This is a genomic window from Mesorhizobium sp. J428, from assembly GCF_024699925.1.
GTDB lineage: Bacteria > Pseudomonadota > Alphaproteobacteria > Rhizobiales > Rhizobiaceae > Mesorhizobium_A.
On record NZ_JAJOMX010000004.1, the window covers coordinates 87,646 to 107,533 of the forward strand.

Below are 19,888 nucleotides of genomic sequence, written 5' to 3' on the forward strand. Positions count from 1 at the left end.
CCCCAGACTTGACCGGTACCATAATCCTCCCCCGGCGGCCTTCCTCACTCCTCCCGCGCATGAAGAAAACAGCGCCAGAGAATGCCGCAATCACCTCTACCTTGCGGCGAGCGTAGCAAGGTGCCCTTGCATGTCAACGATCTGCGTGCAAAAAAAGTCCTATAGACCAGTTTTTATAGACCGGGGCGCCGGCGCCAGTGATCTGCAAGGGGGAGGGCCATGTTTCATTTGCTCGACGGGGTGCGTGTCGTAGAGCTTGGGCACATTCTGCTGGCGCCTTACGCGACACAGTTTCTGGGCGATTTCGGCGCCGACGTGATCAAGGTGGAGGCCCCGGAGGGGGACTATTACCGACGGCTCGGCGTCTCGCGCGCGCCGGGCATGACTGCCCAGTGGATGGCGGTGAACCGCAACAAGCGCAGCATCGCACTCGATCTCAAGTCAGCAGAGGGGCGCGCGGTTCTGCTGGAGATGTTGGCCCAAGCGGATGTGGTGGTCCACAACATGCGCGTGCCCGCGATCGAGCGGCTGGGCCTTGGCTACGAGAATGTGCGGGCGGTCAATCCGCGCATCGTCTATTGTGCGGCGATCGGGTTCGGGCAGGGTGGGCCGTACGCGGACCTGCCAGCCTTCGACGACCTGATCCAGGCCCGCTCGGGCTTGGCCGAGGCCAATGGGCGAAATGCCGGCGCCCCGGCCTTCGTGCCGATGGTGGCGGCCGACAAGATCACCGGCCTGGTGCTGGGGCAGGCGATAACTGCCGGCCTTTTCCGGCAGCGTGCCACCGGCGAGGGTTGCTATATCGAGACGCCGATGTTCGAGACCATGGTCTCGGTGATGCTGAGCCAGCATCTCAGCGGCGCGTCCTACCGGCCGCCGGAAGGCGGGTTCGGCTACGCCCGCGTGATGAGCCCGTTCCGCAAGCCGGCGCGCACCCGCGACGGTTTCATCGCGCACGGGGTTTACAAGTTCGACCAGTGGCAGCGGTTCCTGCGCGCGGTGGGCCGCGATGACGTGGTCGATGGACCGATGATGACCGACCCCGTCACCGCGCAGCGGCACTTCCCCGAACTCTACGAGATCGCCGTCGCACAGATCCTGCCGCAACGAACCACGGCAGAGTGGCAGGCGCTGTTCGATTCGCTCGACATTCCGAATGCCCCGGTGGTGGCGATGGAGGATCTGCCCGACGATCCGCATATCCGCGCCGTCGGGCTGATCGAGGATTACGATCATCCCCAACAGGGGCCGATGCGCCGGGTCCGCAGCCCCTACACGATGCGCGGCGTGGAGACGGGGCCCGACCTTCCGGCCCCCGCGCTCGGCGCGCAGGGTGCGGCGATCCTGGGCGAGTTCGGCCTTTCGCCCGAGCGGATTGCGCGGCTGATCGAGACCAGGGTTCTTGCGCAGCCTGCGACGGCCGCCGCCACGCCGGCGGGGGCCGCGCGCCATTCCGGCGGTCGGCCTTGACTGGCCTGCGGGTCGCCGGCACGGGTGCGGACAGCGCCGCCGTGGGCGGCCCGGGCGAGGATCCACTTCGGCAGCGCGACGGCATACCGCTCTATCTCAAGCTCGCCAGCCTGTTGCGCGAGAAGATCCGCCAAGGCCAATGGCCGGCGCAAAGCCAGTTGCCGACCTTGCAGGATCTGCGCGGCGAATATGGCATCGCCCGCGAGACGGTCCGTCAGGCTCTGGGGGTGCTGCGCGGCGAGGGGCTGATCGACAGCGCCCGCGGAAGGGGCACCTTCGTCACCGCGGCGGCCGAGCAGCTGGGGGACCGGGCGCCCTCCTACGATCCGCTGACGCTCCGGGCGCAGGTGCGCATCGAGATCCTGTCACGCACGTCCTGCGCCGAACTTCCCGACCTCGACCGCGACCTGACGGGAATGGAAACCCCGTTGGTCCATGTGCGCAAGCGTCACCATGCCGGGGCGCGGCCCTATTCGCTGGTCGAGCTGTGGCTGCCGCAGCGTTATTTCGATATGCTGCCCGAGGGGGCCGACCAAACGCGGCTCTATTCGCAACTGCTGCGCGATCATACCGGCCTGTCGGGCCTGTCGGGTGACCAAGTCATCACCATCATGAGGGCCGACATCGCGGTCGCGCGGCTGCTGGGGATCGCCCTCAGCGACCCGGTGGCCCATCTGGCCTCGCGGCTGTTGGATCCCGACGGGTGCCCGATCATGGCCCACCGTGTGCTGATCCGCAGCGACGTCTTCGCCGCCGAGCGCCGGTTCGGGGATCTCGCCACCGGCGATCCCGGCACCTGGCGTCCGCATATGACACCGCCCCCCGCGCCCGAGGCCGGGGAGGAACCGCAAGCATGACAGCAGGAGGAGCGACGTCATGGATTTCGATCTAAGCCAGGAGCAACGGGCCATCCGCGAGGCGGTGGCCAGAATCTGCGCGCGTTTCGACGATGCCTACTGGCTCGAACGCGAACGCACCGGCACCTTTCCCGACGATTTCGCGGCCGAGATCGCGAAGGGCGGCTTCTACGGCGTGACCATGCCCGAGGAATACGGCGGCTCGGGCCTTGGCATCACCGAGGCGTCTCTGGTGATGCAGGAGATCGGCCGCTACGGCGCGGCAGCCAGTTCCTCGGTGCATATCAACATTTTCGGGCTGCAACCGGTAGTCGGCTTCGGAACCCCCAAGCAGAAGGCCCGGATGCTGCCGCCGCTGATCCGGGGCGAACACCGCACCTGCTTCGGGGTCACCGAACCGGATGCGGGCCTCGACACAACGCACATCTCCACCTTCGCGCGCCGGCGCGAGGGCGGGGGATATGTGGTGAACGGGCGCAAGGTATGGACCTCGACCGCGCAGCGCGCCGACCACATCCTGCTGGTCACCCGCACCACCCCGATCGAGGAGTGCAAGCGGCCGACCGACGGCATGACGGTGTTCTACACCGATTTCGACCGCAGCAAGATCGACGTGCACGAAATCCACAAGATGGCCCGCAACGCGGTCGATTCGAATGCGATCTTCATCGACGGGCTCGAGGTGCCGGAGGAAGACCGGATCGGGGCCGAGGGCGAGGGCTTCAAGGTGCTGCTACACGGTCTGAACGCCGAGCGGATCGTTGTTGCCGCCGCGGCGGTCGGCTTCGGGATGTATGTCCTGGAAAAGGCGGCGGCCTATGCGCGCGAGCGCATCGTCTTCGGCCGTCCGATCGGCCAGAACCAGGCGATCCAGCATCCGCTCGCCGCGGCGTGGATGCGTCTGCAGGCGGCGGAACTGATGACCTACAAGGCCGCCACGCTTTACGATCAGGGTCGGCCCTGCGGGTTGGAGGCGAACACGGCGCGCAACCTCGCCGGTTCGGCGGCCTACGAGGCGGCGTTCCGGGCGGTTCGCACCCACGGCGGCTTCGGTTTCGCGCAGGAATATCACGTCGAGCGCTACTTCCGCGAAAGCATACTGAACTTCATCGCCCCGGTCAGCGAGGAACTGATCCTTTCGCACGTGGCCGAGAAGGCGCTGGGGATGCCCAAGTCTTACTGAGCCATAGCCAGCTTGGGTGGCCCCCATTTCCCGGACAGGTTTGCGGCGTTTCTAGGCTTGCCCGTTGATCATGCCGCCGCCTCGAGGCGGGGCCCCTGATGGGCCTCGACCGATCTAACAGTCCTCCACAGTCTGGCGTTTGGGGCACTTGGCCACCGTCTTCAAGAATTCTTTTTGCCCGCTCCACAACTGGGCGGTCGACGAGCTTGCCGTTGACGCGCACCGCGCCCGCATCGCTCGTCCGCGCGGCCTCCACGACCGCCTGCGCCCAGGCGAGCGTCGCCTCGTCGGGTGCAAAGCCTTTGTGCACCGCTGCCAGTTGACGGGGATGGACGCACAGCTTTCCGCCGAACCCCAGGGCGCGCGCCGCCGCGATGTCGGCGCGCAGCCGCTCTTCATCGTCAAGCGCGATTGTCACACCGTCAACAGGTGGCGCGATACGGGCAATCGTCGAGGCGAGCACCAAGCGCGAACGGGCGTAGAGCAGAGCCTCGCCCTCAGCTTCGATGCCCGTGTCGAGCTGGAAATCGATCGACCCGAAGGCAAGTCGCGTCACACCCTTGACACTGGCCAGCTCCCGAGCGTTCCAAATTCCGAGTGCGCTCTCGATCAGGGGCACTATCGGCAGACCTTGAGGCAAAGCGGAGACGAAGGCGTCGAGCGCCGCAGGCTCTTCCGCCTTGGGCAGGAGTGCTGCGGCGACGCCCGGCGTGGCCAGCAGCACCACATCTTCCTCGTGCCATTCCATTCCGATGCCGTTGATCCGGACCGCCGAGCGGCCGCCCATGCGAAGCCAGTTGCGGACCGCCTCGCGCGCGCGGGCCTTGCTCTCGGGAAGCACAGCATCTTCGAGATCGAGCACCACAATGTCGGCGCCCGTCGCAAGCGCCTTGTCGAAGCGGTCCGGGCGGTCGCCGGGGACGAAAAGATAGCTGCGCGGAATCAATGTGACCTCCATTGCTATTTAGCCGCTTAGCCGAGAGCCTCCCCGTCGAGAGCTGGCCCGTACCCAAGGCGGATCAGGGAAAAACTGTTCGACAGCATTGCTACCGATCTGATGCGGCATTCCTAAAGCCTTGCGAAAAACCGCCAGCAGCCTCTAGTCTTAGTCTAAAGGGCGCGTGATCGCTCCCGGAGCTGGAAAGCTATTCAGTCCTCCACCACTCCGCTCAGGATCTCTTCGCTATGTTCACCAAGGCGCGGCGCGGGGCGCAGATCGTGCCGCGCCGGCGTGGCCGAAAACTTCACCGGAGGTTTGGTTGTCCAGATGGCGCCTTCGGTGGGATGCGCCACGCGCTGGAAGAAGCCGGTTGCCTTCATGTGGGAATCCTGCGGCAGGTCGGGCAGCATCCGCACCGGCATGACCGGGATGTCGGCTTCCCCCATCAGGTCGATCCATTCCTGTGTCGTCCGCGACGGCGCAAACTGCGCTACCATGTCATAGACCGCGCCGATATTGCGGCTGCGTTCGTCCATGTTCGTCACCCACGGGTGACAGAGCATGTCTTCACGTCCGATGGCGCGGAAGAAGCGGGCCCATTGCGCGTTGGAATAGGGAAGGATGGTGATATAGCCGTCCTTCGTCTGGAGCGGACGGCGATGCGGCACCAGCATGCGGCTGTAGCCGAAGCTTTGCGGGAGGTTTTTGAATGTGGCGGCGGCCATGTGCTCCACCAGCAGAAATGATGCCAGCGTTTCGAACATCGGCACCTCGACATGCTGCCCCTCGCCGGTTCGTTCCCGGTGGTAGAGCGCGGCCATTACCGCCCAGGACGCCGTGACTCCGCCCAGCTTGTCGGCCAGAATGGTTGGCGCATAGGAGGGCGGCGCGCCGGGGTCGCGCATCGTGGCCAGCCCCGCCATGCCCGAGACCGCCTGAACGCTGTCATCATAGGCGGGCTTGTCGCGGTACGGCCCGTCCGACCCGAAGCCCACGGCAGCCACGGTAATGAGGCGGAGATTTTCGCGACGCAGAGCGTCCGGCGCCAGGGACAAGCGGGCCAGTGCGGAAGGGCGAATGCTGGATATGAAGACATCGGCGTCGCGTAAAAGCCGGCGCAAAGACCGTCGGCCGTCATCGGTCTTGAGATCCAGCACGACGCTGCGCTTATTGCGATTCACGCCCAGAAAGGCTGCTCCCATGCCGGGGCTTTGAGCGGGTTGTACCTGGCGCAGCATATCGCCCTCGGGGCTTTCTACCTTGATGACGTCGGCCCCCAGATCACCCAGCATCTGCGTGGCCAAGGGACCGAACACGACCGAGGTCATGTCAATGATCCGGACCCCCGACAGAAGTGCGGGTCTTGCCTCGCTCATGTCTGGTCCTCGCCTGCGACGGGCACGGCGAATTCCCGCCGGATCGCCGCATTATGCGCCCCCAGCGCAGGCGAGGCGCCCAGCGGCATATTCTCGCCCGACCTGCGAATCGGTGGTGCCGGTAGACCAACTTCGCCCGAAGGGCACTGAATGAGCGTCCGGTCGAGCTGCGGGTGGCTGGAAAGTGCCGCGACGTTGTTGACCGCGCCCGAGGCGATGTCGGCTTCACTCAGGAGCGCCAGCATCTGCGCCCTGTCGAGCGCAGCGAAAGCGGATTCGATCATCGGCTGCAGCACATCCCGGTTGCGGTTGCGGTTGTCATTGCCGTCGAAACGCGGATCCTCAACGAGTTCGGGCCGCTTCAGAACCGCGTTGCAAAAGCGCGCCCATTCGCGCTCGTTCTGCACCGACAGTACGATCTGGCCGCCATCGCGGCAGGTATAGGCGCCATAGGGGCAGATCACCGGATGACTGAGGCCCACCCGAGGCGTTGGACGTCCGGCACAATCGTGAAAGATAAGCGGCACCGCCATCCAATCGGCCATGGTGTCGAACATCGCCACGCTGACGCCGCGGGCGCGCCCGGTGCGCTGGCATTCGATCAGCGCTTCGCAAATCCCCGCATGGGCGGTCATGCCCGTGGCGATGTCGCACACCGAAATGCCGACCCGTCCGGGTCCGTCCGGCGTGCCGGTGATCGATGCCAGTCCGCTCTCGCATTGCACAAGCAGGTCATAGGCCTTGGCATTACGCATCGGCCCATCATCGCCGTAGCCCGTGATATCGCAGGTGACGAGCTGCGGGAAACGCGCGCGCAGCGATGCCGAATCCAGTTCCAGCTTTTCGAGCGAGCCGGGGGCGAGGTTCTGCAGGAACACATCGGCGCGGGCGAGAATCCGTTCCAGCAGCGCACGATCGTCTGGGTCCTTGATATCAAGCTCCAGGGATTCCTTGCCCCGGTTAAGCCAGACGAAATAGGCGCTTTCCCCGTTCGCCGCTCTATCGTATCCGCGAGCAAAATCGCCCGATCCCTTGCGCTCCACCTTGATGACCCGGGCACCCGCATCTGCAAGGCGCGACGAGCAGAATGGCGCGGCAACCGCCTGTTCCAGCGCGACCACAAGCAGCCCATGCAGCGGGCCCTTTTCGTCGATGTTCATATTCTTCTCGAACGCGTGAATTTTGAGCTTGCCAGAAATCTAACATCTGTTAGAAATATCGTCAACTCAGATGACCTGGAAGCGCAGCCAGGGAAGGGTGGTTGAGAATGCACGAAGGCCCGGATGTAGCCTTTCGAAGGGGGCTGGCAGAAGGCAAGGTGGTTCTTCCCAAGTGCAACGCGTGCGGACGTTTCCACTTTTTCCCGCGCGTGGTCTGTCCGCATTGTTACGTAACCTCGTTCACGTCACACGAGATTTCGGGCAGGGGCGAGATCCATACCACAACGGTCGTCAGGCGCGCGCCCGATAGGGGCGGCGATTACAATGTCTGCATCGTCGAACTGGAGGAACGGGTTCGGATGATGAGCCGCGTTGAGGGCGTTGCGCCTCCTGACGTGGAGATCGGCATGGCGGTGATCGCCTATGCGGGAGAGATCGACGGCACCCCCGCCGTGCTGTGCAGGCCGGAAGGGGGCTGAAGAGGTGGAGAACAAGCTGCGCGGCAAATCTGCGATCGTGGGCACCGGACACGCCGGCTTCGGCGAGGCGCCCGGACTGACGGCCTACGACATCATGGCGCAGGCGGGCTTGGCGGCACTGGCGGATGCGCAGCTGAAACTGTCCGATGTGGACGGACTCTTTTGCACGATGATGGAAGACAGCATGCCAGCGTTGATGGCGGCGGAATATCTTGGCATCCGCCCGCGTTTCGTCGAGGGGACGATGACCGGCGGCTCTTCGTTCGTCAACTACATCACCGCGGCCACCATGGCGCTCACAGCGGGGTTGTGCGATGTGGCGCTGATCGTCTACGGCTCGAACCAGCGCAGTGGGTCGGGCAAGCTCGTTACGGCCTCGCGGCCGCCGCCTTACGAACAGATCTATCGCCCGCGCTATCCGATCTCCGCCTATGCTCTTGCGGCGGCGCGGCACATGCACGAATTTGGCACCACGCGCGAACAGCTGGCCGATGTGGCGGTTGCCGCGCGGGCCTGGGCGCAGCACAATCCCGAGGCCTTCGCGCGCGGCGACCTGACACGCGAGGATGTGCTCGCCGCCCGCATGGTGAGCGATCCGCTGACGGTGCGCGACTGCTGCCTCGTCACTGATGGCGGCGGGGCGATCGTGATGGTTCGATCCGAGCGGGCGAGGGATTTCCCCAAGCCGCCGGTTTACGTTCTTGGCTCCGCCGCCGAGAGCACGCATCGACAGATTTCCCAGATGCCGGATTTCACCGTCACGGCGGCCAGGGAGTCGGGTGCGCGCGCCTTTGCCGCAGCAGGGGTGACTCCGTCCGACATCGACGTGGTGGAACTTTACGACGCCTTCACCATCAACACGATCCTCTTTCTGGAGGACCTGGGCTTTTGCGAGAAGGGCGAGGGCGGGGCCTTCGTCGAGGGCGGGCGGATCGCGCCGGGGGGTGAGTTGCCGGTCAACACCAACGGCGGCGGGCTCTCCTGCGTGCATCCGGGCATGTACGGCATCTTCACGGTGATCGAGGCGACCCGCCAGATCCGGGGCGATGCGCCGGGACTTCAGATCGCAAATATTGATCTGGCGCTCGCCCACGGCAACGGCGGCACGTTGTCGAGCCAGGTCACTGCAATTCTGGGCTCGGAGAACACGTTGTGAAACGACTGGGGAGGCGAAGCGATGCCGCTCAATTATGAGGCTCTCTCCAACTGGGAGTTTGAAGATGTAGCGCAAACCCTCACCGAGCGCGACACCATGCTCTATGCGCTTGGCTTGGGCTTTGGCGAGAATCCGACCGACGAAAAAGAACTAGCCTATGTCTATGAGGACGGGCTGATGGTCGTGCCGTCAATGGCCGTCACGCTTGGCTACCCCGGTTTCTGGCTGCGCGATCCGCGCACCGGGATCGATTGGAAGAAGGTCTTGCACGGCGAGCAGTGGCTGGATGTCTACAAGCCATTGCCGGTCAAAGGTGAACTGATCGGCCGTACCAGGATCGATCAGATCTCCGATAAGGGCGAAGAGCGCGGTGCGGTCATCTATCTGAGCCGTGACATCATCAATGCGGCCAGTGGCGAGACGCTGGCCAAGGTCTCGATGTCGACCTTCTGCCGCGGCGACGGCGGGTTTGGCGGCGAAAACAAACCGGGACCGACGCCTGCGTCCATCCCCGAGCGCGAGCCCGACCATGTTTGCGATCTTGCGACGCTGCCACGCCAGGCGCTGATCTATCGCCTGTCGGGCGATTTCAACCCGCTGCACGCTGATCCCAAGGTCGCCCGTGCGGCAGGGTTCGAGCGCCCGATCCTGCATGGCCTGGCCACCTACGGGCTGGCGGCCCGCGCCATTCTCAAGACGCTCTGCGACTATGACGCGAGCCGGCTGACCGGACTGGATGTGCGCTTTTCCGCCCCGGTCTATCCGGGCGAGACGGTGCGGTTTCATATCTGGCGGGAAGGCAACGAAGCCCGGTTCAAAGCCTCGATCCCCGAGCGTCAGGTCGTGGTGCTGAACAACGGCGCAGCCCGCTTCGCCTGAGGACAGCGACCATGGCTCAGCCGCTCAGCGATATTCTCGTGCTGGATTTCAGCACGCTTCTGCCTGGCCCCTTGGCGACCCTGATGCTAGCCGAGGCAGGGGCGGAAGTTGTCAAGCTGGAGCGCCCTGGCAAGGGCGAGGACGCGCGTCATACGGAGCCGAAAATCGACGGCGTCAGCATCGGTTACGCGATCCTGAATCGCGGCAAGAAATCGATTGCACTGGATTTGAAGGCTGAAGGTGCGGTGGAGAGCCTCCGTCCGCTGATCGAGAAGGCCGATGTCCTGGTCGAGCAGTTCCGCCCCGGCGTGATGGATCGGCTGGGCTTGGGATATGAGGCGGTGCGTGCCATCAATCCGGGCATCGTCTATTGCTCGATCACCGGCTACGGACAGACCGGGCCGAAACGGGACTTTGCCGGCCACGACCTGAACTACGTCGGCGACGCCGGAATTCTGTCGCTCAGTCGCGGTCCCGACGAGCAGCCGACAATGCCGTTCGCGCTGGTGGCCGACATTGGGGGCGGCAGCTACCCGGCGGTGCTCAATATCCTGCTCGCCCTGCGCGAGCGCGACCATGCGGGGCAGGGTGCCCGTCTAGACATCGCCATGGCCGAGGGCGCCTTCGTTTTCGCCTATTGGGCGCATGCCAAGGGCGTTGTCGCCGGAGAGCCGATTGGCAATGGCGCCGACCGGTTGACGGGCGGATTGGCGCGCTACAGGCTCTATTCCGCCGCCGACGGACGGCAGATCGCCGTGGCGGCACTCGAAGAGAAGTTCTGGCAGGCCTTCTGCGATGTGATCGGACTAGGGGCGGAGCTGCGCGACGACATCGCCGATCCGCAAGCAAGCACCGCCGAAGTTGCCCGCCTCTTGGCGACGCATCCGGCCTCGCACTGGGAACCGCTTTTGGCCAAGGCCGATTGCTGCTGCACGGTGGTCAAGACCCCGGCCGAGGCGGCATCCAACGACCATTTTGCCAAGCGGGGCGTTTACGGCCGGCGGGTGCGAATCGGGGAACGGCGCGTACCCGCTCTGCCGCTGCCGATCGCGCCGGCTTTTCGCGCGCCGCCCTCCCGCGACGAGGCCGCGCCCGATCTCGCACGTGACAACCGCTATTTCGGGCTGCCCGACCCATGAGACACCGCCAAGAACGCCGAACCATTGACGGTGGCAGCGTGGTCCATTAATCTAACAGGTGTTAGAATTGCTTCTCCCAGAAGGTGGATATGATGACGACCTCCCAAGAAGAGCTCCCGGAAGAGGCCGCGAGATACGTCGTGCCCACGTATTTCGTGAACAGCGACAGCCCCGAGGTCCAGCAGTTCGTCGCCCGGGCTCTGCGCGATCTACCCAACGATGCATCGAAGAGCGATAAGGCGATCCGCCTATTCGAGGCGGTGCGGGACGGTATCCGTTATGATCCCTACACCTTCGCCTTGACGGCCGATGCTTACCGGGCGAGCGCCATCGCCGGAGCGGAGGCCGCCTTCTGTGTGCCCAAAGCGATCCTCTTGGCGGCCTGCCTGCGCGCGGTCGACATTCCTGCAGCGCTGGGATTCGCCGATGTGCGCAACCATCTGAACACGCCCAAGCTGCGGGAGCTGATGGGCACCGATCTCTTCGTCTATCACGGCTACGTGCAGCTCTGGCTCGACGGCAATACCTATAAGATCACGCCTGCGTTCAACATGGAGCTGTGCGAGCGGTTCGGGGTCAGGCCGCTAATCTTCGATGGCAACAGCGACGCCCTGTTTCACGAATTCGACGTCAAGGACCAGCGGCACATGGAATATGTGAACGATCGGGGGCTCTACGTCGACGCACCGATGGAGGAATTCCTGCGCCTTTTCAAAAGGACCTATCCCAAGCTCGAGCAGTTCAATCGCGAGCGCATCTCGCACAGCGCCGAAGGGGTGGACGCCGGGTTTGCGGCAGCGGGCAAGGTCTCATGAAATATCTGGAAGATTTCCAGCCAGGTCAGATCTACAGGTTCCGCGCAGAGCCGCTGAGCAAGGAGGAGATCATTGCGTTCGCGCATGAATGGGATCCGCAGCGGCTGCACACCGATGAGAACTATGCCGTGTCCGTCCACGGCAGCCTGATCGCCTCGGGCTTTCAGACGATGCTGCAGGTGTTCAAGCCAGTCATGCATGGAATGATGCCGGAGATCGCCAATATCGGGGGGTTGGGTTTCGATTCGCTGAGATGGCCTCGGCCAATTCGGCCCGGCGAGGCGCTGGACATCGAACTGGAAGTCTCTTCGGTCACACCTTCGAAGAGCAAACCGGATAGGGGCGTGCTGGCCTACACGCTCAGAGCCATGAATCCCGCAGGACAGGTCGTGTTCACTGCCGATACTCCGGTGATGATCAAGCGCCGGCCCTCGGAGGAAAAATGAGCAACGCTGCACATCACGACCAGGACGATCTCCGCCTATTGCGTCAAAGCGTCCGCACGCTGTTGGAGCGCGCGGGCGGCGTGGCGCGAGCGCGCAAGATCAGGGACGAAGGCGGCGGCTGGGATGCGCCCGTGATGACGGAACTGGCCGAGGCTGGCGTGTTCGGCGCAGTGGTTCCCGAAGAGGCCGGCGGCCTCGGCATGGGGCTGGCCGCCGCCGGTATCATCGCCGAAGAAGTAGGCCGGGCGATCGCGCCCGAGCCTGTGGTCGCCTCGGTTGGGCTCGCAATTGGCCTTTTACGCCGACTCTGCCCCGAGCATGCGCTTCTGACCGAGGCGCTGGCCGGCACGACGGTCCTGGCAACAGCATGGCAGGAGCGTGACGCCAAAGGTCTCTCCAACACCCTGTCATGTCGGTTCGAGAACGGCGCTCTGACCGGGATGAAATCATGGGTCGCGGGGGTGGCTGCTGCAAGTGGCATCCTCGTCGTGGCGGAGGCCGGCGGCGGCCCGGCTCTCGCTTTGGTTGAACCCGGCGGCAAGGGCATAGCCATCGACAAACGGCGTCAGTCCGATGGCAGTATGCTGGCCGAGCTACACCTGTCGGGCGCACCAGCCGAATTGCTCGCAAAGGGCCCGGCCGTCGCAAAGGCTCTGGAAGCTGCCGTCAGCGACACGACAGCGCTGACGGCGGCCGAGCTTGTCGGGGTCAGCGCCAAGGCGCTGGAGATCACGCTCGACTACATCAAGACGCGCGAGCAGTTCGACAAGCCAATCGGTTCGTTCCAGGTCATTCAGCATCGCGCGGTGGACATGCATGTCATGCAGGAAGTGGCCGAAGCGGGCGTGCGCGACGCGCTAGGCCTGATGGACGCGACAGAAGCCCCGCGCCTGCGTGCCCGCCAGGCCAGCCGCGCCAAGGCCCGGGCTTGCACCACGGCCAGGAAGATCACGCGCGAGGCCATCCAGCTGCATGGCGCGGTCGGCTACACCGACGAGTTCGACATCGGGCTTTACCTGAACAGGGCGCTGGTGCTCTCGGCCTGGCTGGGCGACGACGTCCATCACCGGCGGCTCTGGCTGAACGCCCGCAACGCAGAGGAGGCCGCAGAGTGATCGACTACAACGCCATGAGCGACGCGGACTTCCGCAGGGAGGTACGGCAGTTCTTCGAAACCGAGTATCCCGAAGAGCTGCGCAATCTTTCGCATCGCCCGAAGTTCGCCGAAATCGAGCACTGGCACCGCAAGCTTCATGCCAAGGGCTGGGTCGCACCGGCCTGGCCTGCGGATGCGGCGGCATGGGGCTGAACGCGGCCAAGCTTCTCATCTTCTATGAGGAACAGCAGCGTTGGGGGGTCGTGCGCGGCCGCGACATGGGCGTGCAGATGGTCGGTCCGCTCATCATCAAGTTCGGCACCGATGCTCAGAAGGCATACTGGCTGCCCCGCATTCTGAGCTGTGAGGACATTTGGTGCCAGGGCTATTCCGAGCCGGGCGCAGGGTCCGATCTGGCGAACCTGCGCACGAACGCCGTGATCGACGGGGACGAGTTCGTGATCAACGGACAGAAGATCTGGACGACGATGGCGCATGACTCGACGCACATTTTCATGCTGGTGCGCACCGATCCGAAAGCCCCAAAAAAACAGCAGGGGATCAGCTTCATTCTCGTGCCGATGGATCAGCCGGGGGTCGAGGTCCGAACGATCACCACGCTGGCGGGCGAAACCGAGTTCTGCGAGGTCTTCTTCGACGATGCCCGCACCCCGTGCGAAAACCTCGTGGGCGAACTGAACAAGGGCTGGACGATGGCCAAGTCCCTGCTCAGCTTCGAGCGGGTGTTTATCGGCGCACCGAATCTGGCCCAGAACGCGATTGGCCAGCTTGAAACCTACGCCCGCGGTGCCGGCCGCTTCGACGACCCGGTCTTTTGCGACCGCTTCGCCGAGGTTGCGCTCGATGTCGAGGATCATGCGGCACTTTACGCGCGCTTCGCCGATCAACTCAAGCGGGGCGAACCGCTGGGCGCGGATGTCTCGATGCTCAAGATCTGGGTGACCGAGACGTTTCAGAAGATCACCGAACTCATGATCGAGGCGGCAGGACCCGACGGCGGCACCCTCGGCCCATTGCAGGTCGGCAATGTTGGTGTCGATGTTCTGGCGACCTTCTACAAGGCCCGGCCGACCACGATCTACGGCGGGTCGAACGAAATCCAACGCAACATTCTATCGAAAGCTGTCCTGGGCCTGCCGGGCTGATCACGAGGGAGGATTTATGATGTCCGATCGTTACGCGAAATACGACAAGCTGAAATTCGATTATCCGGCCGAGCGCGTGCTGCGCATCACTTTCGACCGGCCCGAGACCTTCAACTCGGTGGACGCCGAGACCCACACGCAGATGACCGATATGTGGATCGACATCGATCGCGATCCCGACATCAATGCGGTGATCGTCACCGGTGCAGGCAAAGCGTTTTCGGCGGGCGGCGATTTCAGTCTGATCGAGAGCATGATCGGCAATTCGCACGAGATCATGAAGACGTGGAAAGAGGCCAGGAACCTCGTCTACAACATCATCAACTGCAACAAGCCGATCATCTCGGCGATTAACGGTCCCGCGGCCGGCGCCGGACTGGTCGTCGGCATCCTGGCCGACGTATCGATCGCCGGCAAGAAGGCCAGAATCGTTGACGGCCATCCTCGTCTCGGCGTCGCCGCCGGTGACGTCGCCGCGATCATCTGGCCACTGCTGTGCGGCATGGCCAAGGCAAAATACTATCTGATGACCTGCAAGCCGGTCTCGGGTGAGGAGGCTGACCGGATCGGGCTAGTGTCGATGTGTGTCGAGGATGAGGTTCTACAGCAGACCGCGCTCGACATCGCCACCGAGCTGGCAAATGGCTCGCAGAGCGCGATCCGCTGGACCAAATACTCGCTCAACAACTGGCTGCGTCAAGCCGGTCCGATCTTCGACGCATCCACTGCTCTCGAAATGCTCGGCTTCATGAGCGAGGACGTCAAGGAAGGCGTCCTGTCACATCGCGAGAAGCGCGCGCCAAACTTCCGCAAGGATTGTCCGATCTGAGCCGAGCGTAGGAGGGAGAATAGGAAAACAATGTCCATCGACATCTATCAGGATATCGCGACCGCCTACAACGCGGCCGCAACGAAGGCACCGGGATTGAAGGCGCGGTTCGAAGCGGCCGGGTTCGACCCTGGCAAGGTGTCATCACTGGCCGAGCTCTCCCGCCTGCCGGTGATGAAGAAAGAGGAGCTGCTGAAGCTCCAAAGAGAGAACCCGCCTTTTGGCGGGTTCCTTGCCGCTGATCTGAAGGAGATCGCGCGCATTTATGTCTCCCCAGGCCCGATCTTTGAACCGGCGCTGCCAGGCGGCGGCGGCCACGGACTGGATCTGCTGTTCAAAGCGGCAGGCATAGGCGCGGGCGACATCATCCTGAACACATGGATGTATCACCTCGTGCCGGCTGGACTTCTTTTTGACGAGGCAGCGCAGGCCGCAGGCGCCACCATTATTCCCGGCGGCGTCGGCAACACCGAATTGCAAGCCCAGATCGTCGTCGAGACCGGCGTCACTGCCATCTGCGCGTCGACGGCTTTCTTCCTAACGCTGGCCGACAAAGTGATCGAGACCTATGGCCGCGGCGCCTGGAAAGTGAGGACCGCCCTTCTGGGCGGAGAAATGGGCGACTGGATGTCCAAGCGCCGGCGGATCGAGGCCGAGTATGGGGTCGCTACATGGGCGGCCTATGCCACCGCTGATCTTGGCCTTGTCGCGTATGAGGATGGCGGCGAAGGTTACGTCGTGCATCCCAACCGGGTGGTACAGATTTGCGATCCTGTCCGCGGCGGCCAACTCCCCCACGGCGAGACGGGCGAGGTCGTGGTAACCGCACGCGATGCTACCTGGCCGATGATCCGCTTCGGCACTGGTGACAGCGCCTTTGCACTGGAGAGCAACCAGGACGGCAGTGTGCGCCGGCTATCGGCGCTGCAGGGCCGGGTGGGCGCGGCGGTGAAGGTGCGCGAGATCTTCGTCTATCCACGCGTGATCGAGGAGGTGGTGATTGCCACACCCGGGGCAATAGCGGCTCAGGCCGTGGCGACGCGCGAAAACGACCGAGACCTTATCAGCATCTCGATCGTTCTGCAGGAGAGCGCCGACCGCATTGCCGCCGAAGCGGCGGCCAAAGAAGCGTTCCAGCGACATGCCCGCATCCGTGCAGACGAGATCATCTTCATTGATGCGCTTCCCGAGAACGCGCCCCTTATCGTCAATGGCAAGGACATCTGAAGCCACAGCTCAAACTTCAGCGACGGTTAAGCGAGCGCCACCAAGGCATGTGTGAGCCTCACCGTCGACGAACCCATACTCACTACGAATAGGAGAAGGTTTCATGAAAGTTCTCGTCCCGGTGAGGCGGTGCTCGAGGCGAACGTGAAGCCGCGCGTAGCCTGCCGGTAGACAAAGCTCTCGAATGCCTCCATCTGTTGGAAATTATGCCTCAGTTTCCCTTCCATTCGCCACCGGCGGCGGGGCAAGTTATCTCGGTTGCGCCAGGGGTTCTCTGGGCCCGCATTCCGCTGCCGTACCGTCTTGATCACGTGAACGTCTATCTTGTCCAGGATGGCGAGAGCTGGACGCTGATCGACACCGGTATCAATACGGACGAGGCGAAGGCAGCTTGGCAGGCTCTCCTGGGGGGGACCGCTATCGCATGTCTCCATTTCGCGCGTCGTCGTCACCCATCATCATCCGGACCACATCGGGCTTGCAGGATGGCTTTGCGGCAAGTTTGGCGCCGAAATGCTGACGAGCCAGACTGCCTACATGACCAGCAGGGTCATCTCCCTAGCCCCGCACGAGACGGGGCTTCGCCACTATTTCGATTTCTATGTTAACCACGGCATGAGCGAGGAAGGCGCCGGACTCGTCGCCATTCACGGCAGCGAATATCTGATGCTGGTTTCGGAACTGCCTCCCACCTTTCTCAGGCTCGTTCTGGCCGACAGAATCACGATCGGACGCCGGGAATTCAGGGTAATCACTGCGGACGGGCATGCCCCCGAGCAGATCCTTCTTTACTGCGAGCAGGATAGGCTGTTGTTCGCTGCTGATCAGATCATCGAGAGGATCTCGCCCAATGTCAGCGTCTTCGCCGGCGAACCTAATGGCGACCCGCTCGGACATTTTCTCAGGACGCTGCGCTTTATGCGTCAGGAACTGCCGGACGATGTCCTGGTGCTGTCGGGACACGGCCGCCCGTTCTACGGGCTGCATGAACGATGTCTCGAACTTGAGGCACATCACGAAGGACGCTGCCAACGGATCCGGGAAGCATGCGCAAAAGCGCCGCACTCAGTGGCGGATCTCGTTCCTATCCTCTTCACCCGCAAGCTCGATGCCCACCAGATGAGTTTCGCGTTCACGGAAACGCTGGCTCATATCAACCGGCTGGTACGAAGATCGGAGCTGATCGCAGTCAAAACTGCGGAGAAGGTCCGCTATGTCACCACCTGATATCGCCCATGCACGTGAGAACGATGACGTGTTCGTGCTTGTAATGCTTGTTCTCGTTGCCGGAGCGGATGCGGTATTCTCAGAGGGCTTGGCTTTCGCGACAGCCGCGGCGCTGGCGCTGGCGCTGGCGAACGTAGCCCACGAGGGGATCGTACAAGGCGCAATGACCTTACAGTTGTTGAAAAGCGACGATGAAGGGAAGCTTGCAGCAACTACGGCCTTCGCGCTCGGCATGGTGTTGTTGGGGAATTGAACGGAGGCGCTCCGATGGACCGGATTGGGAACTAAACGGAGCCTGCGGAACATTGGAGGCTTCGATTTGAAGAACTCGCGCTCGGGGAAGCTAAATCTGAACCTTTGCGGCTTGGCTTTGCGGCGCAGCTGAAGTCGCAAGTTGATCAGGCGGTTTCCGGCATCGGCGGCGGAGATGCCCGATTGGCTTGGCGCTACCTTCGCGATCCAGATCGGACGCGTGTCGCCTTGATCGGCCCCCACGGACGGGTCCAATTTGATTGTTAGTGCAATGATGGTCGTGGCGCCAGCGCGGGCGGCATCGCTGGTTGGGGTTGCAGGGCCGCCCGCGCGAATGCCGGGATGAAGACCTCCGGCGCCGGCGGCTTGTAGCCGAGCGATCCATGCGGACGCACGGTGTTGTAATGCCGACGCCAGCTTTCCACGATGATCCTGGCCTCTTTGAGCGTGTAGAAGATCTCGCCGTCGAGGAGTTCGTCGCGCAGGCGAGCATTGAAGCTCTCGATGTAGCCATTCTCCCATGGGCTTCCGGGTGCGATGTAGGCAGTCTTCGCCCCGACGGCGGTGATCCAGTCCTGCACGGCCGTGGCGATGAACTCCGGGCCGTAGCACGTCGGGAAGAAGATTGTTTGGGAAGGCTATGGCCTCCTGCGCAGCCTTCAAAATAGCGCAGCAGGTGGCCATAGCCGGGTCTCGGGTCTCTACAGTGGTTTTGCGAACCACACCGTAAAGGAGACCGGCCATGACCATCGCCAACACTATCCCCGTTTCGCCCCTTCTTGTAGCCATCGACATTTCCAAACACCGGCATGAGGTGCTGATCGCGGTTCCCGGTAAAGCGCGCCGGCGCCGATTGGCGATCCGGAACAGCCTCGAGGATTTCGAGCGACTGATCGCGGTTCTTCGCCAGTATGGCTTGCCGGTCCGGATCGGATTCGAGGCGACGGGCAATTATCATCGGGCACTCGCGCATCATCTGGGCGCAGCCGGTTTCGAGCTGAAGCTGATCTCCTCGGTTGCCCTCGCTCGGACGCGGGAAGCCCTTCACAACAGCTGGGACAAGAACGACCCAAAGGACGCCCAGGTCATCCTGCGCATGCTGGAGATCGGCGCGGTCCAGTTTTTCCACGATCCGCTGATCGCGGGCACGAACGACATTCAGGAGCTTTCCAAGACGCACGAGATCATCTCGCGCTCCAAGACCGAACTCTGGCACCGGATCCTGACCCACTACCTGCCGCTGTATTTCCCTGAAGCCGAGCGGTTCCATCGCAGCGCACGCAGCGACTGGTTCCTGGCCTTTTTGGAACAGTTCCCGTCGCCGCACATGATCTCGGCAATGACGAAGGAGGCCTTCATTGATGCCGCCTGGAACGTCGTCGGCCGGAAGGTTTCCAAAACGCTCCTGCTTTCAGATATTTACGAGTCTGCCAAAGACTCTGTCGGCTTACCTGTAGCAGCAGAGTCCGATGCCTTGCGGATGTTCCGGCTGGTCCTCGCCGAGGGTCGCGGCTTGGTGCGCCAGCGCGATGAGGTCGAGAACCGCGCTGTGGAACTGCTGTCCGACCATCCCGACTACCAGCTACTGGTCACCGTTCCGGGCATTGGGCCGATCAACGCCCTGACCATTCTCGCCGAAGCCGGCGATCTGCGCCGTTTCGGGCATCATCGCCAGTTCCTAAAGTTCTGCGGCATGGATCTCGCCACCGTGCAATCAGGCATGTTCCGAGGACAGAGCAAGATCTCAAAATATGGCAACGCCCGGCTTCGACGGACCTTCTGGATGGCAGGGCAAACCGCAGTGCTACACCGAACCAACAGCTTCCGCGATAGGTTCGAGCGCTACATAGCCAAGGATCGGCACAACGCTCACCTGCGTCGCAAAGCCTATACCGCAATCGCAGCCAAGATGGCGCGTACGTACACGCCGTGATCAAACACGGCGAACCCTATCGTCCCTTCTTCGAGGGGGCGAGCCCAGGCGGAAGAACCCTTTTCTGACAAGGGCCGTGGAGGCAGTTCGCTGACCTCGTAGATAATGTTCAGGTCTTCCGCTTGGGATTCAGGATCTCGTCTTAAGGACGGTGAGAGCCGCCATCGTGCGTACTCTGTGTTTGCTATGGGAGAGACCGCTTCTTGACGGCGGAGCCCGCCTGGGCAACTTTATCAGGGTATCTGATCGCTCAGATGC

Annotated in this window: 20 protein-coding genes and 4 pseudogenes; 20 read left to right on the top strand and 4 right to left on the bottom strand. The window is 63.2% G+C overall.

The genetic code is table 11. From position 1 onward, the window contains the following. The first annotated feature begins 219 nt into the window (after positions 1–219). Genes LRS09_RS27900 through LRS09_RS27910 form a run of 3 tightly spaced genes read left to right on the top strand, consistent with a single transcriptional unit; the run spans position 220 to position 3,510 of the window. Positions 220–1,470, top strand: a complete 1,251-nt coding sequence (locus LRS09_RS27900; protein WP_257810491.1) for a CaiB/BaiF CoA-transferase family protein — start codon at positions 220–222, stop codon at positions 1,468–1,470. Beyond that, on the top strand, positions 1,467–2,327 hold the full coding sequence (locus tag LRS09_RS27905) for a GntR family transcriptional regulator (protein WP_257810492.1): 861 nt from the start codon (positions 1,467–1,469) through the stop codon (positions 2,325–2,327). Before LRS09_RS27900 ends, LRS09_RS27905 begins: the two co-directional genes overlap by 4 nt. A gap of 19 nt (positions 2,328–2,346) precedes the next feature. Further along, positions 2,347–3,510 (top strand): acyl-CoA dehydrogenase family protein, encoded by a 1,164-nt coding sequence (locus tag LRS09_RS27910; protein WP_257810493.1) that lies wholly within the window; start codon positions 2,347–2,349, stop codon positions 3,508–3,510. On the opposite strand, the gene LRS09_RS27915 is transcribed toward LRS09_RS27910, so the two are convergent. The 3 genes from LRS09_RS27915 to LRS09_RS27925 form a co-directional block, all read right to left on the bottom strand. After that, positions 3,446–4,468, bottom strand: a complete 1,023-nt coding sequence (locus LRS09_RS27915) for a CoA ester lyase (RefSeq protein WP_257810494.1) — start codon at positions 4,466–4,468, stop codon at positions 3,446–3,448. The two genes, LRS09_RS27910 and LRS09_RS27915, sit on opposite strands and share 65 nt — an antisense overlap. A 191-nt stretch (positions 4,469–4,659) precedes the next feature. Next, entirely contained in the window at positions 4,660–5,826 is a 1,167-nt protein-coding gene (locus tag LRS09_RS27920) for a CaiB/BaiF CoA-transferase family protein (RefSeq protein WP_257810495.1), read from the bottom strand. Beyond that, positions 5,823–6,986, bottom strand: coding sequence for a CaiB/BaiF CoA-transferase family protein (locus LRS09_RS27925; protein ID WP_257810496.1), 1,164 nt, complete (start codon positions 6,984–6,986; stop codon positions 5,823–5,825). Before LRS09_RS27925 ends, LRS09_RS27920 begins: the two co-directional genes overlap by 4 nt. Before the next feature lie 107 nt (positions 6,987–7,093). Here LRS09_RS27925 and LRS09_RS27930 point away from each other — a divergent pair, with 107 nt between their 5' ends. The 16 genes and pseudogenes from LRS09_RS27930 to LRS09_RS27995 all read left to right on the top strand — a co-directional run bounded on the left by LRS09_RS27930 (position 7,094) and on the right by LRS09_RS27995 (position 17,698). Beyond that, the gene (locus LRS09_RS27930; RefSeq protein WP_257810497.1) at positions 7,094–7,465 is read left to right on the top strand and encodes a Zn-ribbon domain-containing OB-fold protein; all 372 of its coding nucleotides are present in this window, start codon (positions 7,094–7,096) and stop codon (positions 7,463–7,465) included. 4 nt (positions 7,466–7,469) lie between these two features. Continuing rightward, complete coding sequence (locus tag LRS09_RS27935; protein WP_257810498.1) at positions 7,470–8,621, top strand: thiolase; 1,152 nt, start codon at positions 7,470–7,472, stop codon at positions 8,619–8,621. Positions 8,622–8,642: 21 nt separating this feature from the next. Further along, the gene (locus tag LRS09_RS27940; RefSeq protein WP_257810499.1) at positions 8,643–9,500 is read left to right on the top strand and encodes a MaoC/PaaZ C-terminal domain-containing protein; all 858 of its coding nucleotides are present in this window, start codon (positions 8,643–8,645) and stop codon (positions 9,498–9,500) included. Positions 9,501–9,511: 11 nt separating this feature from the next. Next, entirely contained in the window at positions 9,512–10,639 is a 1,128-nt protein-coding gene (locus LRS09_RS27945) for a CaiB/BaiF CoA-transferase family protein (RefSeq protein WP_257810500.1), read from the top strand. Between the two features lie 89 nt (positions 10,640–10,728). Then, the gene (locus tag LRS09_RS27950) at positions 10,729–11,454 is read left to right on the top strand and encodes a transglutaminase family protein (RefSeq protein ID WP_244649502.1); all 726 of its coding nucleotides are present in this window, start codon (positions 10,729–10,731) and stop codon (positions 11,452–11,454) included. Beyond that, positions 11,451–11,900: a MaoC/PaaZ C-terminal domain-containing protein gene (locus LRS09_RS27955; RefSeq protein ID WP_257810502.1), complete on the top strand. Its 450-nt coding sequence runs from the start codon at positions 11,451–11,453 to the stop codon at positions 11,898–11,900. The genes LRS09_RS27950 and LRS09_RS27955 overlap by 4 nt, the downstream gene beginning before the upstream one ends. Next, positions 11,897–13,015 (top strand): acyl-CoA dehydrogenase family protein, encoded by a 1,119-nt coding sequence (locus tag LRS09_RS27960; RefSeq protein ID WP_257810503.1) that lies wholly within the window; start codon positions 11,897–11,899, stop codon positions 13,013–13,015. Before LRS09_RS27955 ends, LRS09_RS27960 begins: the two co-directional genes overlap by 4 nt. Next, the gene (locus LRS09_RS27965) at positions 13,012–13,209 is read left to right on the top strand and encodes an acyl-CoA dehydrogenase family protein (protein ID WP_257810504.1); all 198 of its coding nucleotides are present in this window, start codon (positions 13,012–13,014) and stop codon (positions 13,207–13,209) included. The genes LRS09_RS27960 and LRS09_RS27965 overlap by 4 nt, the downstream gene beginning before the upstream one ends. Continuing rightward, a pseudogene (locus tag LRS09_RS30485) lies at positions 13,131–13,301 on the top strand (hypothetical protein); the annotation flags it as partial. The gene LRS09_RS27965 and the pseudogene LRS09_RS30485, both read left to right, overlap by 79 nt. Continuing rightward, positions 13,287–14,162: an acyl-CoA dehydrogenase family protein gene (locus LRS09_RS30490; RefSeq protein ID WP_374684952.1), complete on the top strand. Its 876-nt coding sequence runs from the start codon at positions 13,287–13,289 to the stop codon at positions 14,160–14,162. The pseudogene LRS09_RS30485 and the gene LRS09_RS30490, both read left to right, overlap by 15 nt. 19 nt (positions 14,163–14,181) lie before the next feature. Then, positions 14,182–14,991 (top strand): enoyl-CoA hydratase/isomerase family protein, encoded by an 810-nt coding sequence (locus LRS09_RS27980; protein WP_252913193.1) that lies wholly within the window; start codon positions 14,182–14,184, stop codon positions 14,989–14,991. Positions 14,992–15,021: 30 nt separating this feature from the next. Then, entirely contained in the window at positions 15,022–16,218 is a 1,197-nt protein-coding gene (locus LRS09_RS27985; protein ID WP_252913194.1) for a phenylacetate--CoA ligase family protein, read from the top strand. A 206-nt stretch (positions 16,219–16,424) separates the two neighbouring features. After that, the gene (locus LRS09_RS30495) at positions 16,425–16,826 is read left to right on the top strand and encodes an MBL fold metallo-hydrolase (RefSeq protein WP_374684947.1); all 402 of its coding nucleotides are present in this window, start codon (positions 16,425–16,427) and stop codon (positions 16,824–16,826) included. Next, positions 16,711–17,121: pseudogene (locus LRS09_RS30500) on the top strand (MBL fold metallo-hydrolase); the annotation flags it as partial. The gene LRS09_RS30495 and the pseudogene LRS09_RS30500, both read left to right, overlap by 116 nt. Before the next feature lie 15 nt (positions 17,122–17,136). Further along, positions 17,137–17,445 carry a hypothetical protein gene (locus LRS09_RS30505; RefSeq protein WP_374684953.1) on the top strand — a complete coding sequence of 103 codons (309 nt, stop codon included), beginning with the start codon at positions 17,137–17,139 and terminating at the stop codon, positions 17,443–17,445. Beyond that, on the top strand, positions 17,432–17,698 hold the full coding sequence (locus LRS09_RS27995) for a hypothetical protein (protein WP_252913196.1): 267 nt from the start codon (positions 17,432–17,434) through the stop codon (positions 17,696–17,698). Before LRS09_RS30505 ends, LRS09_RS27995 begins: the two co-directional genes overlap by 14 nt. 262 nt (positions 17,699–17,960) lie before the next feature. On the opposite strand, the pseudogene LRS09_RS28000 reads toward LRS09_RS27995, so the two are convergent. Further along, a pseudogene (locus LRS09_RS28000) lies at positions 17,961–18,302 on the bottom strand (transposase); the annotation flags it as partial. Positions 18,303–18,439: 137 nt separating this feature from the next. On the opposite strand from LRS09_RS28000, the pseudogene LRS09_RS28005 reads away from it, so the two are divergent. Then, positions 18,440–19,724 (top strand): annotated as a pseudogene (locus tag LRS09_RS28005) (IS110 family transposase). Positions 19,725–19,888 lie beyond the last annotated feature (164 nt).

Excerpts from the sequence above, each read along its gene's own strand:
- LRS09_RS27910 (WP_257810493.1), top strand. The coding sequence starts at position 2,347 with ATGGATTTCGATCTAAGCCAGGAGCAACGGGCCATCCGCGAGGCGGTG.
- LRS09_RS27925 (WP_257810496.1), bottom strand. The coding sequence starts at position 6,986 with ATGAACATCGACGAAAAGGGCCCGCTGCATGGGCTGCTTGTGGTCGCG.
- LRS09_RS27940 (WP_257810499.1), top strand. The coding sequence starts at position 8,643 with ATGCCGCTCAATTATGAGGCTCTCTCCAACTGGGAGTTTGAAGATGTA.
- LRS09_RS27950 (WP_244649502.1), top strand. The coding sequence starts at position 10,729 with ATGATGACGACCTCCCAAGAAGAGCTCCCGGAAGAGGCCGCGAGATAC.
- LRS09_RS27945 (WP_257810500.1), top strand. The coding sequence starts at position 9,512 with ATGGCTCAGCCGCTCAGCGATATTCTCGTGCTGGATTTCAGCACGCTT.
- LRS09_RS30505 (WP_374684953.1), top strand. The coding sequence starts at position 17,137 with ATGCGTCAGGAACTGCCGGACGATGTCCTGGTGCTGTCGGGACACGGC.
- LRS09_RS30490 (WP_374684952.1), top strand. The coding sequence starts at position 13,287 with ATGGTCGGTCCGCTCATCATCAAGTTCGGCACCGATGCTCAGAAGGCA.
- LRS09_RS27915 (WP_257810494.1), bottom strand. The coding sequence starts at position 4,468 with ATGGAGGTCACATTGATTCCGCGCAGCTATCTTTTCGTCCCCGGCGAC.
- LRS09_RS27960 (WP_257810503.1), top strand. The coding sequence starts at position 11,897 with ATGAGCAACGCTGCACATCACGACCAGGACGATCTCCGCCTATTGCGT.
- LRS09_RS27985 (WP_252913194.1), top strand. The coding sequence starts at position 15,022 with ATGTCCATCGACATCTATCAGGATATCGCGACCGCCTACAACGCGGCC.
- LRS09_RS27930 (WP_257810497.1), top strand. The coding sequence starts at position 7,094 with ATGCACGAAGGCCCGGATGTAGCCTTTCGAAGGGGGCTGGCAGAAGGC.
- LRS09_RS27995 (WP_252913196.1), top strand. The coding sequence starts at position 17,432 with ATGTCACCACCTGATATCGCCCATGCACGTGAGAACGATGACGTGTTC.
- LRS09_RS27980 (WP_252913193.1), top strand. The coding sequence starts at position 14,182 with ATGTCCGATCGTTACGCGAAATACGACAAGCTGAAATTCGATTATCCG.
- LRS09_RS27955 (WP_257810502.1), top strand. The coding sequence starts at position 11,451 with ATGAAATATCTGGAAGATTTCCAGCCAGGTCAGATCTACAGGTTCCGC.
- LRS09_RS27900 (WP_257810491.1), top strand. The coding sequence starts at position 220 with ATGTTTCATTTGCTCGACGGGGTGCGTGTCGTAGAGCTTGGGCACATT.
- LRS09_RS27920 (WP_257810495.1), bottom strand. The coding sequence starts at position 5,826 with ATGAGCGAGGCAAGACCCGCACTTCTGTCGGGGGTCCGGATCATTGAC.
- LRS09_RS30495 (WP_374684947.1), top strand. The coding sequence starts at position 16,425 with ATGCCTCAGTTTCCCTTCCATTCGCCACCGGCGGCGGGGCAAGTTATC.